This is a genomic window from Chryseobacterium sp. FW101-FHT12H09 (assembly GCF_058790395.1).
In genome coordinates this window covers 543,825-559,618 of the sequence record NZ_JBYTCP010000003.1, presented here as the reverse complement: position 1 = coordinate 559,618, position 15,794 = coordinate 543,825, and the positions used below count along the sequence as shown (strand labels likewise).

13 protein-coding genes are annotated in these 15,794 nt (G+C 34.5%); 10 read left to right on the top strand and 3 right to left on the bottom strand.

Translation table 11 applies throughout. The annotated features are described in order from the left end of the window. Positions 1-142 precede the first annotated feature (142 nt). The 10 genes from bglX to AC3WRL_RS13260 all read left to right on the top strand — a co-directional run bounded on the left by bglX (position 143) and on the right by AC3WRL_RS13260 (position 14,038). On the top strand, positions 143-2,473 hold the full coding sequence (gene bglX, locus AC3WRL_RS13305; protein WP_214831537.1) for a beta-glucosidase BglX: 2,331 nt from the start codon (positions 143-145) through the stop codon (positions 2,471-2,473). Between the two features lie 114 nt (positions 2,474-2,587). Then, a complete protein-coding gene (locus AC3WRL_RS13300; protein WP_492330481.1) occupies positions 2,588-3,001 on the top strand; it encodes a hypothetical protein in 414 nt (137 codons plus the stop codon). Positions 3,002-3,118: 117 nt separating this feature from the next. Then, positions 3,119-4,864, top strand: a complete 1,746-nt coding sequence (locus tag AC3WRL_RS13295; protein ID WP_492330480.1) for a CocE/NonD family hydrolase — start codon at positions 3,119-3,121, stop codon at positions 4,862-4,864. 171 nt (positions 4,865-5,035) lie between these two features. Next, the gene (purB, locus tag AC3WRL_RS13290; protein ID WP_179472973.1) at positions 5,036-6,463 is read left to right on the top strand and encodes an adenylosuccinate lyase; all 1,428 of its coding nucleotides are present in this window, start codon (positions 5,036-5,038) and stop codon (positions 6,461-6,463) included. A gap of 55 nt (positions 6,464-6,518) precedes the next feature. After that, positions 6,519-7,481, top strand: a complete 963-nt coding sequence (locus tag AC3WRL_RS13285; protein ID WP_251040611.1) for a WG repeat-containing protein — start codon at positions 6,519-6,521, stop codon at positions 7,479-7,481. Beyond that, positions 7,478-8,902, top strand: coding sequence for a serine hydrolase (locus AC3WRL_RS13280; protein WP_492330479.1), 1,425 nt, complete (start codon positions 7,478-7,480; stop codon positions 8,900-8,902). Before AC3WRL_RS13285 ends, AC3WRL_RS13280 begins: the two co-directional genes overlap by 4 nt. Before the next feature lie 76 nt (positions 8,903-8,978). After that, positions 8,979-12,674, top strand: a complete 3,696-nt coding sequence (locus AC3WRL_RS13275) for a phosphoribosylformylglycinamidine synthase (protein WP_492330478.1) — start codon at positions 8,979-8,981, stop codon at positions 12,672-12,674. Further along, entirely contained in the window at positions 12,652-13,080 is a 429-nt protein-coding gene (locus AC3WRL_RS13270; RefSeq protein ID WP_492330477.1) for a barstar family protein, read from the top strand. Before AC3WRL_RS13275 ends, AC3WRL_RS13270 begins: the two co-directional genes overlap by 23 nt. After that, positions 13,080-13,706, top strand: coding sequence for an SGNH/GDSL hydrolase family protein (locus AC3WRL_RS13265; RefSeq protein ID WP_214831530.1), 627 nt, complete (start codon positions 13,080-13,082; stop codon positions 13,704-13,706). The genes AC3WRL_RS13270 and AC3WRL_RS13265 overlap by 1 nt, the downstream gene beginning before the upstream one ends. Beyond that, positions 13,706-14,038 carry a gamma-glutamylcyclotransferase family protein gene (locus AC3WRL_RS13260; protein ID WP_214831529.1) on the top strand — a complete coding sequence of 111 codons (333 nt, stop codon included), beginning with the start codon at positions 13,706-13,708 and terminating at the stop codon, positions 14,036-14,038. The genes AC3WRL_RS13265 and AC3WRL_RS13260 overlap by 1 nt, the downstream gene beginning before the upstream one ends. Positions 14,039-14,095: 57 nt before the next feature. Here AC3WRL_RS13260 and AC3WRL_RS13255 read toward each other — a convergent pair whose 3' ends face one another. The 3 genes from AC3WRL_RS13255 to AC3WRL_RS13245 all read right to left on the bottom strand — a co-directional run bounded on the left by AC3WRL_RS13255 (position 14,096) and on the right by AC3WRL_RS13245 (position 15,633). After that, positions 14,096-14,638: a hypothetical protein gene (locus tag AC3WRL_RS13255; RefSeq protein WP_214831528.1), complete on the bottom strand. Its 543-nt coding sequence runs from the start codon at positions 14,636-14,638 to the stop codon at positions 14,096-14,098. Positions 14,639-14,643: 5 nt separating this feature from the next. Further along, complete coding sequence (locus tag AC3WRL_RS13250; RefSeq protein WP_492330476.1) at positions 14,644-15,015, bottom strand: hypothetical protein; 372 nt, start codon at positions 15,013-15,015, stop codon at positions 14,644-14,646. Between the two features lie 261 nt (positions 15,016-15,276). After that, the gene (locus tag AC3WRL_RS13245) at positions 15,277-15,633 is read right to left on the bottom strand and encodes a diacylglycerol kinase family protein (RefSeq protein ID WP_492330475.1); all 357 of its coding nucleotides are present in this window, start codon (positions 15,631-15,633) and stop codon (positions 15,277-15,279) included. Positions 15,634-15,794 lie beyond the last annotated feature (161 nt).

The following is a 15,794-nucleotide window of genomic DNA, read 5'->3' as shown; positions in this document are numbered from 1 at the left end:
TACTCTCATCTTAAAAGCGTAAAGATTGTTAGAAAAATACGTCTCTGCCTTTAACTGTAAAATAATAAAATTAGAACGATAATTTAAGAAGATAGATTGATGAAATCTAGAATTCACGAATACAATAAAAAATGAAGATAAAATGAGTAAAAAGTTAATTGTAATAGCGATTTTAGCACTTTCACCGGTGTTTTCGGCTCAGGAAATGGTAACAAAGCCTGTTCAATCCTATCAAACGGCTCAATATCAGACGAAGAAAAAAGCTTTTGTCGATCAGCTTTTGTCAAAAATGACTTTAGATGAAAAAATAGGACAGCTTAATTTACCAAGCTCAGGAGACTTTACCACGGGGCTGGCGCAAAGTTCTGATATAGGTAAAAAAGTAGAACAAGGTTTAGTCGGCGGACTATTCAATATAAAAGGAGCTGATAAAATTCGGGCAGTTCAGAAAGTGGCTGTAGAAAAAAGCCGTTTGAAAATTCCATTGATCTTCGGGATGGATGTTATCCACGGTTATGAAACTACTTTTCCCATTCCTTTAGGATTGGCTGCTTCATGGGATATGAATTTAGTTCAGCAATCTGCAAGAGTAGCAGCGAGAGAAGCATCTTCTGATGGGATCAACTGGACTTTTTCGCCAATGGTGGATATCTCCAGGGAACCAAGATGGGGAAGAGTTTCTGAAGGTTCAGGAGAAGATCCTTATTTAGGAAGTGAGATCGCAAAAAATATGGTCTATGGATATCAGGGCAAGGATCTTTCTGTTGGAAATACTATTTTAGCTTGTGTAAAACATTTTGCATTATACGGAGCAGGAGAATCAGGGAGAGATTATAACACGGTGGATATGAGCCATGTGAGAATGTTCAATGAATATTTTCCACCTTATAAAGCTGCTGTTGATGCCGGGGTAGCTTCGGTAATGGCTTCTTTCAATGAAGTTGATGGAGTTCCTGCAACCGGAAATAAATGGCTTCAGACCGATGTTTTAAGAAAAACCTGGAACTTCAAAGGTTTTGTAGTAACCGATTATACAGGAATCAATGAAATGGTAGATCACGGAATGGGAGATCTGCAGCAAGTTTCTGCTTTAGCATTAAAAGCTGGAGTGGATATGGATATGGTAGGTGAAGGTTTTTTAACGACTTTAAAAAAATCTTTATCAGAAGGAAAGATTACTCAGGCTGAGATAGATATGGCTGCCAAAAGAATTCTTGAAGCTAAATATGATCTGGGACTGTTTGATGATCCTTATCGTTATGGTGATGCAAAATTAGCAGCAAAAGAGGTTTATAATCTTGAAAACCGCACCATTGCCAGAAATGCAGCAGCTCAGTCGATGGTGTTGATGAAAAACGACAATCAGGTTCTTCCTTTGAAAAAATCAGGAACTGTAGCTGTAATAGGACCATTGGTAAATAACTCATTGAATATGGCAGGAACATGGAGTGTTGCTGCAAAACATGATCAGTCAGTTGCATTAATGAAAGGCCTTCAGGATAATTTTGGAAAAGAAGTGAAATTTATTTCTGCTAAAGGAGCAAATATCGATTATAATGCTAAATTAGAAGATATCTATGCAGCGCATGGAAAGAAAACCGATAGAGATGCGCGTTCAAAAGAAGTTCTTTTAAAGGAAGCGGTAGATGTTGCTAATAAAGCTGATGTTATTGTTTTAGCCATTGGAGAATCTGCTGAAATGAGTGGAGAATCTTCTTCAAGAACTGAAATTACGATCCCTCAATCTCAGGTTGACTTACTAAATGAATTAAAGAAAACTGGAAAGCCAATAGCAATGGTTCTTTTCACGGGACGTCCTTTGGCACTAACGAATGTGAAAGATACTCCCGACGCTATTTTGAATGTTTGGTTTTCAGGTTCAGAAGCAGGAAATGCAATTTCAGATGTTCTGTTCGGAAAAGTAAACCCTTCAGGGAAATTACCAATGACCTTCCCAAGAAGTCTCGGTCAGGTTCCAATTTATTATAACGCTAAAAATACAGGTCGCCCGTTAAGTCAGGATCTTGTAGATAAATGTGAATATCAAAGATTCCGTTCCAATTATATGGACGAGTGTAATACCCCTCTATATCCGTTTGGTTATGGTTTGAGTTATACAAAATTCAATTATTCTGATCTTAGTGTTTCTAATTCCAATCCAAAAGGAAACCAGACTGTTCAGGCTTCTGTCACGGTAACAAACGCTGGAAATTATGATGGAGCAGAAGTTGTACAGTTGTATATCAGGGATATGGTAGGAAGCATTACCAGACCGGTAAAAGAATTGAAAGGATTTCAGAAGGTTTTCCTGAAAAAAGGAGAGTCTAAGAAAGTTACTTTCGATATTACACCTGAAAATCTGAAATTCTACAATGGAGATCTGAAGTATGATTGGGAACCGGGAGAGTTTGATTTGATGATCGGAACCAATTCAGAGGATGTAAAACATTCAAAAATTAATTGGAGTAAATAATATTATTATAAGCCATTCATTTTGAATGGCTTTTTTTGTATCTTACAATTAAATTAACTAATACCATATTTTTGGCACACTTTTTAGCAAATGAAAAACATTAATAATTAAAATATGAAAAAAACAATTTTATTCAGCGCGATGTTCCTAGGTTCTTTAGTTTTTGCACAACAAAAAAAGCCCGTTTTGGGAGGTGACAGAGATGTGCATGGCTGTATCGGTTCTGCAGGTTATACCTATTCACAAATCAAGAATGATTGTGTAAGAGTTTTCGAACAGAAAATCAAATTAAATGAAGTAAGCTCAGATAAAAGTTACTCCACAATGACAGCTGTTATTTTTAGTAAAGATATGAAACGAGCTGAGATTTTCATTCCAAATGGAAATGCGAAAAGTATCATCCTTACAAAAGAAGGAAAAGGTAAAATCTGGAAAAGCGGAAACTATATTAAAGAAAGTTATGTTTTAGTTCCCTACAAGAAAAAAGGCTATCAAATTAAAAAAGATGATGTCGTAATCTACCAATAGATAAAGAAGCCATTCTTATGAATGGCTTCTTTTTTTATAAAAAGATGTAATGATTTGAATTTCTCACTTGTTTTCATAAACAGAGATCTAACTTAATAACCTCCAAATAAAATTTAAATGTTAAAATATCTGCTCTTTCTTTTCTTATGTATATCTGGATTATTTTATAGTCAGCAAACAAAAGAAACCCGTATAAAAGATAAAGAAAGTCTTTATGATATTCAGGATAGTGTGATGATAAAAACACGGGATGGAGCGGAAATTTCCGCAATGATAGTAAAGAAAAAAGAAGTTTCGCAGCCCCTTCCGGTTATTTTTCAATTTACAATATATGTCCGTGATAAGGGAGGAGATCTTCAAAGCTTAAAAGATGCTGCAGATAGGGGATACATTGGTGTCATTGCTTACACTCGTGGGAAAAGATTCAGTCCAAGTGAGATTTACCCCTATGAGTTTGATGCCAACGATACGTATGATGTAATCGATTGGATAAGTAAACAAAAATGGAGTAATGGAAGTATAGGAATGTATGGCGGAAGTTATAATGGCTTTAGCCAATGGGCTGCTTGTAAAACACAACATCCCGCATTAAAAACGATTGTTCCTTATGTTGCAAACAGACCAGGAATGGGGCTTCCCATGGAAAATAATATTTTTGTAAATCCGAATTATGAGTGGTCTTTTTATGTTGGAAATAATAAATATCTGGATAATGAAACGGGTGATGACAGGCAGCGTTTTAGAAAAATGATGTTTAAATGGTGGGAATCGGGTAAGGCTTACAACAAAATGGACAGTATTGATGGACAGGCAAACCGATTATTTCAACGGTGGATCTCACATCCCAACTTTGATACCTATTGGCAAAAAATGGCTCCCTATAAAGAAGATTTTAAGAAGATCAATATTCCTGTTCTCGCTTTTGACGGCTATTATAATGATTCACAAAATTCAAGTCTTTATTATCTGAAGGAATTGGATAAATATAATCCGAAAAACTCATCTTATTTAATAATTGGGCCTTACAGTCATTTTGGAACACAAGTTGGAGGAGAAAAAACAGTAAATGGGTATAACGTAGACGATGTCTCGCTTATTGATATAAAAAAGATTACCTACGAATGGTTTGATTTTATTTTGAAAAATGGAAAGAAACCTCAGGCGCTCAAAAATAAGATCAATTACGAAGTGATGGGAACAAACGAATGGCGGAGTTCACCTTCTTTTGAAAGTATGCATAATGAGGAGTTGCAATTTTACCTTTCCGGACACAAACGGAATGATTATTATTTTCTTGATCCGAAATCGTCCGATAAAAATACATACTTGTCTCAGACCGTAGACTATGCAGACCGTGAAAATAATACCAATGATGAATACTATCCGGATCCTATAGAAAAAGATGAAATTAATAAAAGTAATGGATTTGTCTTTATGAGTGATCCCCTAAAAAAGTCAATGATCATCAATGGTTCTTTTTTAGGAGCTTTAAATATTGCTATTAATAAAAAAGATGTGGATTTGGGAATAACGTTATATGAATTAACCCCTGAAGGTAAATATTTTCATCTGTCGTATTATATAGGTAGGGCCAGTTATGCAAAAGATATTACAAAAAGGAATTTAATTAAGCCCGAGGAAAAAACGTCAATACAATTTAGCAATACACATTTTATTAGCAAACAGATTCAAAAAGGCAGCAGAATTGTTGTGACCATCAACGTAAATAAAAATCCATTTTCTCAACTTAATTATGGAACTGGAAAAGAAGTAAGTACTGAAACGATAAAGGATGCTTCAATACCTTTGGTCATTAAATGGTATAATGATAGTTATGTGAAAATTCCGGTTTTAAATGAATAAGTAATTTAACAGATAATTCATTGGGTTTTTCAATTGATAGGAAAAGACTTTCCCTTATTTAATAATAACATATAAACCTTTGACTTTAATCAATGCTTAAAACCATGGTTACAATTTTTCTCTCTCAACGAAAATCCGTATTTTTGTACATCTAAAAAGTAATAAGAAAGAATGAATTCCTACAAAAATCCATTGGAAGAGCGCTACTCCAGCGAAGAAATGTTATTTAATTTCTCACATAATAATAAATTCCGTACTTGGAGACAACTTTGGATCGCTCTTGCTGAAATCGAAAAAGATCTTGGCCTTGAAATTTCTGATGAGCAAATCGCAGAGTTGAAAGCTAATGCTGAAAATATCGATTATGAAAAAGCAGCCGAGTATGAGAAAAAATTCCGTCATGATGTAATGGCTCACGTTCACACATATGGTGATGTGGCACCTTCAGCAAAAGGAATTATACATTTAGGAGCTACTTCAGCTTTTGTAGGTGATAATACAGACTTAATTCAAATCCGTGACGGGCTTTTGATCTTAAAGAAAAAGCTTGTTAACGTAATGAAAAATCTTGCTGATTTTTCAATTCAATATAAAGATCTTCCTACTTTAGGATTCACTCACTTCCAGCCGGCTCAGCTAACAACGGTAGGAAAAAGAGCAACACTTTGGTTACAGAGTTTGGTTCTTGATATAGAAGAACTTGATTTCTTCCTGGAAACATTGCGTTTCAGAGGAGTAAAAGGAACTACAGGAACTGCAGCAAGTTTCCTGGAGCTTTTCAACGGAGATTATTCTAAGGTAAAACATTTAGATAAAGAACTTTCAAAAAGATTCGGTTTCGATAAAGTTTTTGGAGTTTCAGGACAGACTTACGATAGAAAGATTGATGCAAAAGTGGTGGCGTTATTGTCAAACATTGCCCAGTCAGCACATAAATTCAGTAACGATTTACGTTTACTTCAAAACCTTAAGGAAGTTGAAGAGCCATTTGAAAAAAATCAAATCGGTTCATCTGCAATGGCTTACAAACGTAACCCAATGAGAAGTGAAAGAATCGGAGCATTGGCAAAATATGTGATGTCTTTAACGACAAGTTCTGCAATGGTAGCTTCTACACAATGGTTTGAAAGAACCTTGGATGACTCTGCAAACAAAAGATTAACGATTCCTCAGGCTTTCTTAGCCGTTGACGCCATCCTATTGATCTGGAACAACATCATGAATGGAATTGTAGTATATCCAAACAGAATCAACAAGCATATCGAAGAAGAACTACCTTTCATGGCAACTGAATATATCATCATGGAAGAAGTAAAAGCAGGTGGAGACCGTCAGGAGATCCACGAGGTAATTAGAGTTCATTCTATGGAAGCTTCTAAAAAAGTAAAAGAAGAAGGAAAAGAAAATGACCTTATTGAAAGAATCTTAAATGATGATTCTTTAAAACTTGATAAATCGAAATTAAAAGAAGTTTTAGATCCTAAAAATTTCATTGGCTTTGCACCGATTCAAACGGAAGAGTTCATTAATAATGAAGTTCAACCAATTCTCGATCAAAACAAAGACCTGATAGGACTGGAAGCTGATCTAAAAGTATAACACCATATGCAGTCTTTTCGGCTGCATTTTTTATTTCATCCAAAGAATGAGTAAAATGCCTTTTTTACTTTTATTATTACCTATAATTTCCTTTTCGCAAAAAAAGGATGTCTTAACGTATTTTAAATCGAAAGATTCTTTAGTTGGAGTAAAAGATCAGAACGGGAAAATTATAATTCCTGCGCAATTTAAGGTGTTTTCTATTCTTGAAGATGGTGAACAGGTAAAAGAGGAAACCATTTATTTTGATGGTCCTAAAGAAGGTGAAGCTAGAGAGAAGAATGCATGGGGATATGTCTATGATAAAAAAGGAAACTTTCTATACAGACCTTTCTTTTATGATAACGGAGCTGATTATTTCGCTGAAGGTGTAAGAAGGTTTGTAAAAAATGGGAAAGTTGGTTTTGCAGATAGAAATGGTAAAGCCATTATTGAAGCAAAGCATGATTTCGTTTCTCCTTTTAATTATGGATATGCTGCATTTTGTGACGGCTGTGACTGGGAGAAAACTGAAGATGAGCATAAAGCAATTGTTGGCGGAACATGGGGAGTGATGAACTTTAAAGGAGAAATTGTTCAATCCAGAACTAAATTATCTGAAAATGATGTGGAAGTGAATGGAGTATTTTATCCCTATCCTTTTGAATACAATGAAAAGGAGAGGAATATTCTTCAATTTTTCAAAAAACAAAATAAGATGCTCTCTAGTATCTATTATGTGAACCTTTATAATAAATTATCCAATGATGAGAAGAAGTTATTCTTTGAGATCACGGAGAGGCCAAAAGAAAATTTTCCGTTCTTTAAAGTTGAAAGTTATGATTACCGAAAAATGGAAACCGATTTCCGGTTTAAATTTATCATTTCAGAAGATGGTAAACAGTTTTATGCACTTGACTATGATGTGGAAAAACTCCCTTTTGATAAATGGTTAAAGAAAGAAATGAAAGAGGCAGAAGAATATCAAAAGGAACATCCGGATAATCCGAATAAATTTATAAATAACAATAACCCATGAAAGGACTTTCGGTTTTTTTATTGATTCTTCTGTCTGTGAAAAGTTTTTCACAAAACCAGAAAGAAGTGTATTCTATTATAGATGCCAATGCAAAAAAGTTAAAGGAAAAATCGGGAGCTTACTCAGTATCTTTTGGAATAGTGAAAGATGGTAAAGTTTATACAAAACATTTTGGAGAAATAGATAAAGGAAAAGGAAACAAAGCAGATGATAATACCTATTTTGAAATAGCTTCTGTTACTAAGCTTTTTACGGGACAGTTGCTGGCACAGGCAGTTTTGGAAAACAAAATTAATCTTGATGATGATATTCGTAAATATCTGAAAGCACCTTACCCGAATTTAGAATATAATGGAAGAGCTATTACAATTAAAGATCTTATTTCCTACAAAACAGCGTTGCCTCGTAATTTGCCTGATGATACTGAACTAAGGAAGAATATGACAGATGAAACTCCTTTTTTATATAATAAACTGGGCGAAAGCTATTCAAAAGATCAGTTTAAGCAGGATCTAGGAAAAGTAAAGCTGGACACTCTTCCTGGAAGTCGTTATAAGTATAGTAATTTGAGTCTCGAACTTACAGGATTGATATTAGAAAACATCTACGGAAAAAACTATGAGACATTGCTTAAAGAAAATATTTTTTCAAAATCAGGAATGGATCACACCAAGCTTGAACTAGGGAAAAATGAGGTTTTAGCGAATGGTTATCATAGCAGTGGTCGATTGATGCCGGAATCTAAAAGTCTTTTATGGGGCTCTGGCGGTTCCAAAACCAAATCTACAATGGGAGATATGGTGAAGTTTTTAAAGTATGAACTTGATTCAGGAAACAAAATTGCTCAGGAATCTCAAAGAAATATCAGTGACAGTAAAGAAAACTGGTTTGGATATTTTTGGGATGATTTTGGGGTAACAGATAAAGGGAAAAATGGGCGTAAACATGGTGGTTCTTTTGGATATCAGACTTGGTTTGCTATATACCCTGAACTTAATTTAGGAATCTGTATGATCGTAAATGTCAGTGGTATGGAGACTTTTCCAGAACTTCAGAATGCAGCTTATAGTTTAGTAGAAGATCTAACCATTCCATCAGGTAAAAAAGAAATTTATGGCTATGAAATAAAAGGAGATCATATAGTTTTTACTTATATCCATCCAAAAAATTTAGATATAAAACTGGTTAATACAGTTTCTGTAGTAGGATCTTTCAACGATTGGAAACCTGAAAGTAAAAATTATCAGCTACTGAAAAGAGAAAATAACCGTTTTGAACTAGAAATTCCCAAATTAAATTTTGAAAAAGGGAAACCTTATTCTTTTAAATTTGTAATCAATAATAACGGGTGGCTTGCAACCCCAAAAAACGCTTCCAATACAGACGGATCAAAATACAATAATCTGCTATTGAAGCTGTAAAATATAAAGAATCATGCATTTGGTTCTAAAAGATAAAAAGAAAGTAATAAATCTAATATTTAAAATCTGACATCTAATGTCTAATAACAAAAGAATTTTCGTAGAAAAAAGAGGAATTTTCGATGTTGAAAGTCCAAAAATTTTTGATGAAGTAAAAGCGGTTGTTCCGTCAGTCAAAAACGTAAAAGTATACAATGTATATGATATTTTTAATTTGAATGATGGTGAGTTCGAAAAAGTGGTTAACAGCACTTTCGTAGACCCTGTTACTGATATTTTACACACGGAGAATCCCGCAGAGATGATCTATTTTGCCATGGAGTTTTTACCTGGCCAGTATGATCAACGTGCTGATTCTGCACAACAGTGTATTGCTTTGCTGACTGAAAATGAAAAGTCTAAAGTGAGAAGTGGAAAATTGATCGAATTTGAAGGTATTTCAGAAGCTGATCTTTCAAAAATAAAAGATTTGCTTATCAATAAGGTAGAGTCTCAGGTAAAAGACTTAGCGGTTTTAGACATTCCTGCAGATGAAGTTCCAACGAAAGTTTTAATTCACGAAAATTTCATCAACTTCAATGACGCTGAGTTAGAGGATTTCTATAATCAACACGGATTTGCATTAGGATTGGATGATTTGAAATTTATTCAGGAATATTTTAAAACTGAAGAAAGGGATCCAACGGAAACTGAGCTTAAAGTTTTAGATACCTATTGGAGTGATCATTGTCGTCATACAACATTTGAAACAGAATTGTCAGACATTCAGTTTGAAGGACAATTTAAACATACATTGGAAACTATTTTCAATGACTATATTGAAAAAAGAAAATTCTTGGGTCGTGAATTAAAGCCGATCTCTTTAATGGATCTGGCAACAGTTTGTGGTAGATATTTCCATAAAACAGGTAATCTGGACAACTTAGTTGTTTCTGATGAGATCAATGCTTGTACTATTCAGATTGAAGCCGAATACGATGGTAAAAAAGAACCTTGGTATTTATTATTTAAAAACGAAACTCATAATCACCCGACAGAAATTGAACCTTTTGGTGGGGCTTCGACTTGTTTAGGTGGAGCGATCAGAGATCCGTTATCTGGAAGATCTTTTGTTTTTCAGGCAATGAGATTAACGGGTGCTGCTGATGTTTTAGAATCAGTGGATCAGACTCTACCTGGAAAATTACCTCAGAAAACGATTACAAAACAAGCTGCAAACGGATATTCATCTTATGGAAACCAGATTGGTTTAGCAACTACCATGGTCTCTGAAATTTATGATGAAGGGTATAAAGCAAAGAGAATGGAAGTTGGTTTCGTTACCGGAGCTGTTCCCGTAGATTGGGTAAGACGTGAAAAGCCGGCTGATGGGGATTCTGTGATCATCTTAGGAGGAGCAACAGGAAGAGATGGAGTAGGAGGAGCGAGTGGAAGTTCAAAAGTACAGGATGAAAACAGTATTCATACCATGTCCACTGAAGTTCAAAAAGGAAATGCTGTTGAAGAACGTAAAATTCAGAGATTGTTCAGAAATCCTGAAGTTACCAGATTGATTAAAAAATCAAATGACTTTGGTGCTGGAGGTGTTTCTGTAGCGATTGGAGAAATTGCAGACTCTTTAGAGGTAAACTTAGATGTATTACCATTAAAATATGAAGGACTTAACGGAACGGAGCTTGCTATTTCTGAATCTCAGGAAAGAATGGCGGTGGTTGTGGATCCAAGAGATAAAGAACAATTCATCAAATACTGTGAGGCTGAAAATATCGTAGCTGTAGAAGTAGCGAAAGTTACAGATTCAGGAAGAATGCAGATGTTCTGGAAAGGAGATAAGATCGTTGATCTTTCAAGAGCATTTTTAGATACCAATGGATGTGCTAAAAGTCAGGAGGTAAAAATTACTCATCTTGAAGAGGTAAAGCTTGATGACAAAGCTTTCTCAGAAGAAGCCTTTTTAAAGATCTTAAGTGATAAAAATGTAGCTTCTCAAAAAGGATTGTTAGAGATGTTTGATGGTTCCATTGGTGCAACAACAGTTGCTATGCCGGTTGGAGGTAAATATCAGCAGACCCTGATGGAAGGAAGTGCTCAGACACTGCCTATCCTGGGAGCAAAAAATATAGAAACTGTTTCTTTGGCAAGTTGGGGATTTGATGCTGAAATTTCAAAACAAAATTCATTACTTGGAGCATCGTATGCCGTAGTAGAAAGTGTAGCTAAGATCGTTGCCATGGGTGGTGATTATAAGAATATAAGATTAAGTTTCCAGGAATACTTTGAAAAATTAGGACAAAACCCTGAAAAATGGGGTAAACCTTTGGCATCTCTTTTAGGAGCTTATGATGCTCAAATTAATCTTGGATTAGCTGCAATCGGAGGTAAAGATTCTATGAGTGGAACATATCAGGATCTGAATGTTCCGCCAACACTGATCTCTTTTGCTTGTGCTGATGGACAAAAGAAAAATGTCATTTCTCCGGAATTTAAAGCAGCCGGAAATAAACTGTATTTCTATAACCATATTGCTCAGGAAAATGGCCTTCCGGATTATAACAGTTTAAAAGCAGTTTATGATTTCATTTTTGAAAATATTAAAGCTGGAAAAATTGTTTCCGTAAAGACTGTTAAAGATGGTGGGGTCGCTGTAGCAATAGCAAAAATGAGTTTTGGAAACAGACTTGGGGCTGAGATCAATGTTGAAGATAATACTTTATTAGCTAAAAATATAGGCAGCCTGATCATTGAAGCAAAAGAAGAATTAAGTTCAACGGGTCTTCAGTTGATTGGAGAAGTAAAAGATTCTGGTACTTTGAAAATAAATAATCTTGAATCTAAAATCTCGGAACTCGAATCTGCACATACCAAAACTTTCGAAAATCTTTTTCCAACGGTTGAAAAAGAAAAGATCACGGTTGAACTGGATGAGAAATTAAATTCAACAACTCCAAGAAATATTATCATTAAAAAACATGGAATTGCTCAACCTAGAGTTTTTGCTCCTTTGTTCCCGGGAACGAATTGTGAGTATGAAACACTAAATGCATTCCACAAAGAAGGTGCTGTTGTCAACAGTTTACCATTAATAAATATCAATCACCAATTGCTTGATGAAAGTATCGATGCATGGGTGGAAGAAATTAAACAATCTCAGATCTTAGCATTCTCAGGTGGATTCTCAGCAGGAGATGAACCGGATGGATCTGCTAAATTTATCGTGAATGTTCTGAAGAATGAAAAGATGAAAAATGCTGTTCACGATCTATTAGATAGGGACGGGATGATCGTTGGAATCTGTAATGGTTTCCAGGCATTGATCAAATCAGGACTGTTGCCTTACGGACAAATTAAAGATCTCGATGAAAATTCTCCAACACTCGCCCATAACGCAATAAGAAGACATATTTCTCAAATGGTTACTGTAAAAGTGATAAATGATGAAAGTCCGTGGTTGAAAGGAATGAAAGATCAGACTTTTACAATTCCGATTTCTCATGGTGAAGGCCGTTTTATGGCTTCTGAAGCAGAGATTGAAAAGCTATATAAGAATGGTCAGATTGCAACTCAATATATAGATTTTGAAGGGAATATTGCCCATGGAATGCCATTCAATCCAAATAATTCGCTATTCGGAATTGAAGGAATTACCAGTCCATGTGGAAAAATATTTGGTAGAATGGGACACCCTGAGCGTTTTGCAGAAGGGCTAATGAAAAATATTCCAACTGCGAATTACCATAATATCTTTAAAAATGGAGTCGAATACTTCAAATAAAACTCATAAGAAAATGATCGCCATTAATGGCGATCATTTTTCTAATCTATCAGAATTCTATGAAGAAGCTTCCAGGGTTTTAATGAAAAATGTAGATTGGAAAGTGGGCACACTGGATGGTTTTGATGATATCCTTTATGGAGGTTTCGGAATTTTTGAAAACAATGATGAGGTTGAATTAACTTGGATGAAATCTGAAAAGTCAAAAAATGATTTAGGATTAAAAGCTACCCGTGAATTTTATGAAAGAAAAATCAAACAAGGAAAACCTTTTAATGTTGAAATGATTCAACAACAATTACATGAATTGATTTCAGGAAAAGGGCAAACGTTGTTTGATATTCTACTAGAAATTATTGAATCACATAAAAATATTGAACTCATTTTAGATGAGGTAAAACAATAATGAAGAAAATGATATATGGACTGTTCTTCGGAGACAGTATCACTTACGGAGAATATGATGGTGTATTTGGAGGCTGGGTGGATATTCTGAAAAGGTATGCATTACAGAAATTTCATGAAGGAAGTAATGAAGTTATTATTTATAATTTAGGAATTGGTGGCGAAACAACGGAAGGATTGATAAAAAGGATTCCACATGAATTAAAAGCCAGGAATTCTTCAGAAGGAAATATTGTCTTTCTGGCTTACGGAGCCAATGATCTGGCCATAAAAGAAGGAAAACAAATGGTACGTCCTGAGCAGTTTAAAGTTAATATTGAAAAGGCTATCCAGCATGCAAAACAATTTACAAATGATATCTATCTGGTAAGTATCTTACCATTTTCTAAAAATGTAGATGGAGTTGTAGTAGCTTCAGGAAAGCTTAGAACCAATGCTGAGGTATTGATATACAATACAATCCTTCAGGATATTGCTATTGAAAACACGTTTATCTATATCGATTTTTATACCGCATTTTTGGAAGATAAAGAGATTTTGCTTTCTCAGGATGGAGTTCATCCCAACGAAAAAGGCTATGGAATAATGGCCGAAATTGCTATACCAATCATCGAAAAATATTTGTAATGCCCTACTTATTCTCTTATGGAACCTTACAGAAAGAACAGGTTCAGATCGAAACATTCGGAAGATTACTGAAAGGTGAAAAAGATATTCTGACAAATTATACGCTTAAAATGCTGGAAATTACTGATCCGGAAGTGTTAAGAAAAAGCAATGAGAAGTACCATCCGATTTTAAAATTTTCAGGGATCCCTGAAGATGAAGTGGAAGGAGTACTTTTCGAAGTGACAGAGGAAGAAATTCTTAAGGCTGATGAATATGAGGTGGATGATTATAAAAGAATAGAAACCACTTTCAAATCAGGAAAGAGGGGATTTATTTACGTGGGAAAATAGTTATTGTTAGAATATATTATAAAAAAGCCTGTTAAATTTAACAGGCTTTTTTTAGATTTATTGAACATTGATCCATAAATCGGTCCCAACTGTAAAAGCTTCAGCAAAAAATGAATAAGTAACACCATTTAGTGTTCCTGAATCACTTATGTGTGGCTGTGCTCCTGTACAGTTTTGATAATATCCAACAGATCCGCTTAAAAGTGGAATGTTACCAGGATTCTGTGGATCTCTCAGCTGAAACTTCATATAAGCCCATCGTTCATTATATGCCATAGCTGGCGTAATGGAAGCGGCAGGTATTATGTTTCCATTAAACCAATTATCTATTGGATAGGGGTGTGCTGCAGCTGTAGTTGATGATTCAAAAGTTTTGTAATCTGTTAAACCTCCGGGAGGTAAAATGATACTTGGACCCTGCGCTTGAAAACCACCACCACATGTAGTTGGATTGACTGTGAATAATGTATAATGTAATTCTAATGTATGATTTGCTTTGTCATTAAATATATGTATATTTTCAGTACCATCAATTGGATTGTTTTGAGCAAAGATGGCTAGGCCTGAACTCAATCCGAGAATAATAGATATCTTTTTCATGTTTATTAGTTTTTAGAATTTTGTTTGATTTTGCTTAATTTTTCATTGTAGATCTTTACAGCCCAGGTTAAAATTTTGTCCCGATCTCCTTTTGTTGTGTTGGCGATTTCTTTTTCGCTCGCACCAGTAGATTTTATTAACTCCAAGGCTGATGGAATAAGAATATTCTTGCGTCTGTCATTAAGTTCAAGTGATTTTTTATTTCTTATTTCTTCTGGAGTCTCACGGTTTTCGGGGTTCGAAAGACTCTTGATAGATTTTTCAAAATCTAAAATTTCTTTACTTTTTGTGATTTCAATTGGATTAGGTACCGAGGTTTCTGTAGCACAAGAAACCAATGATGCTATGATGATAGCATAAAACAGTTTGATTTTCATATTAATGATATAATTAGTTTGAAACAAATATATTAATTTATATCATTATCTAGTGATAAAAAGTCAGTGTGCTGAGTGTTGTGTTGTGTATTTCATAAGTATAAAATCAATAGATAACGATAAAGGAATAGAAGATATTCTTATGAAAACGATCAAATATTTGTCACTCTATTGTACTAGGTTCTTAATGACAGGTGCGTTTTATTAAGGTGCAAAAATCTGCCTGATCTGCATAATCTGCAAGAAATCAAAATGAAAACCTTAGCTGAAAATATATTTCCAGTAAACCAAAATCCCAACAATAACCGAAACAATACTCATCAGGATAACAGCTCCCGCAGAAATATCCTTAATAAAACCTATTCTCTTGTCAAATTCAGGTTGGATGATGTCACAGATTCTTTCGATGGCTGTATTGAAAATTTCAGCAGTTAAAACCCCGAAAGAAACAATAAGAATTAGAGTCGCATCAATGCCGGAAAGCTGAAAATAAAAGATAAGAATGAGGTTAACCAGAAGAGCAACACACTCGATTTGGAAATTTCTTTCTGTTTTTATCATCAAAAAAACACCTCGAAAAGCATTCTGGAAACTTTTATGAATAGGTGGTTTACGCATGATAAATAAGATTATGTACAAATATAATTAATTGCTTAAAGAAAATGCCTATCTTTAGTCCTTTATGATAGTTTTGCTATCAAAAAAATGTACCGGAAGTAGTTTTAAAAATCTTTTACTCGTTGTTAATAACTCTCAGAATTATATTTTTTAATCTATTT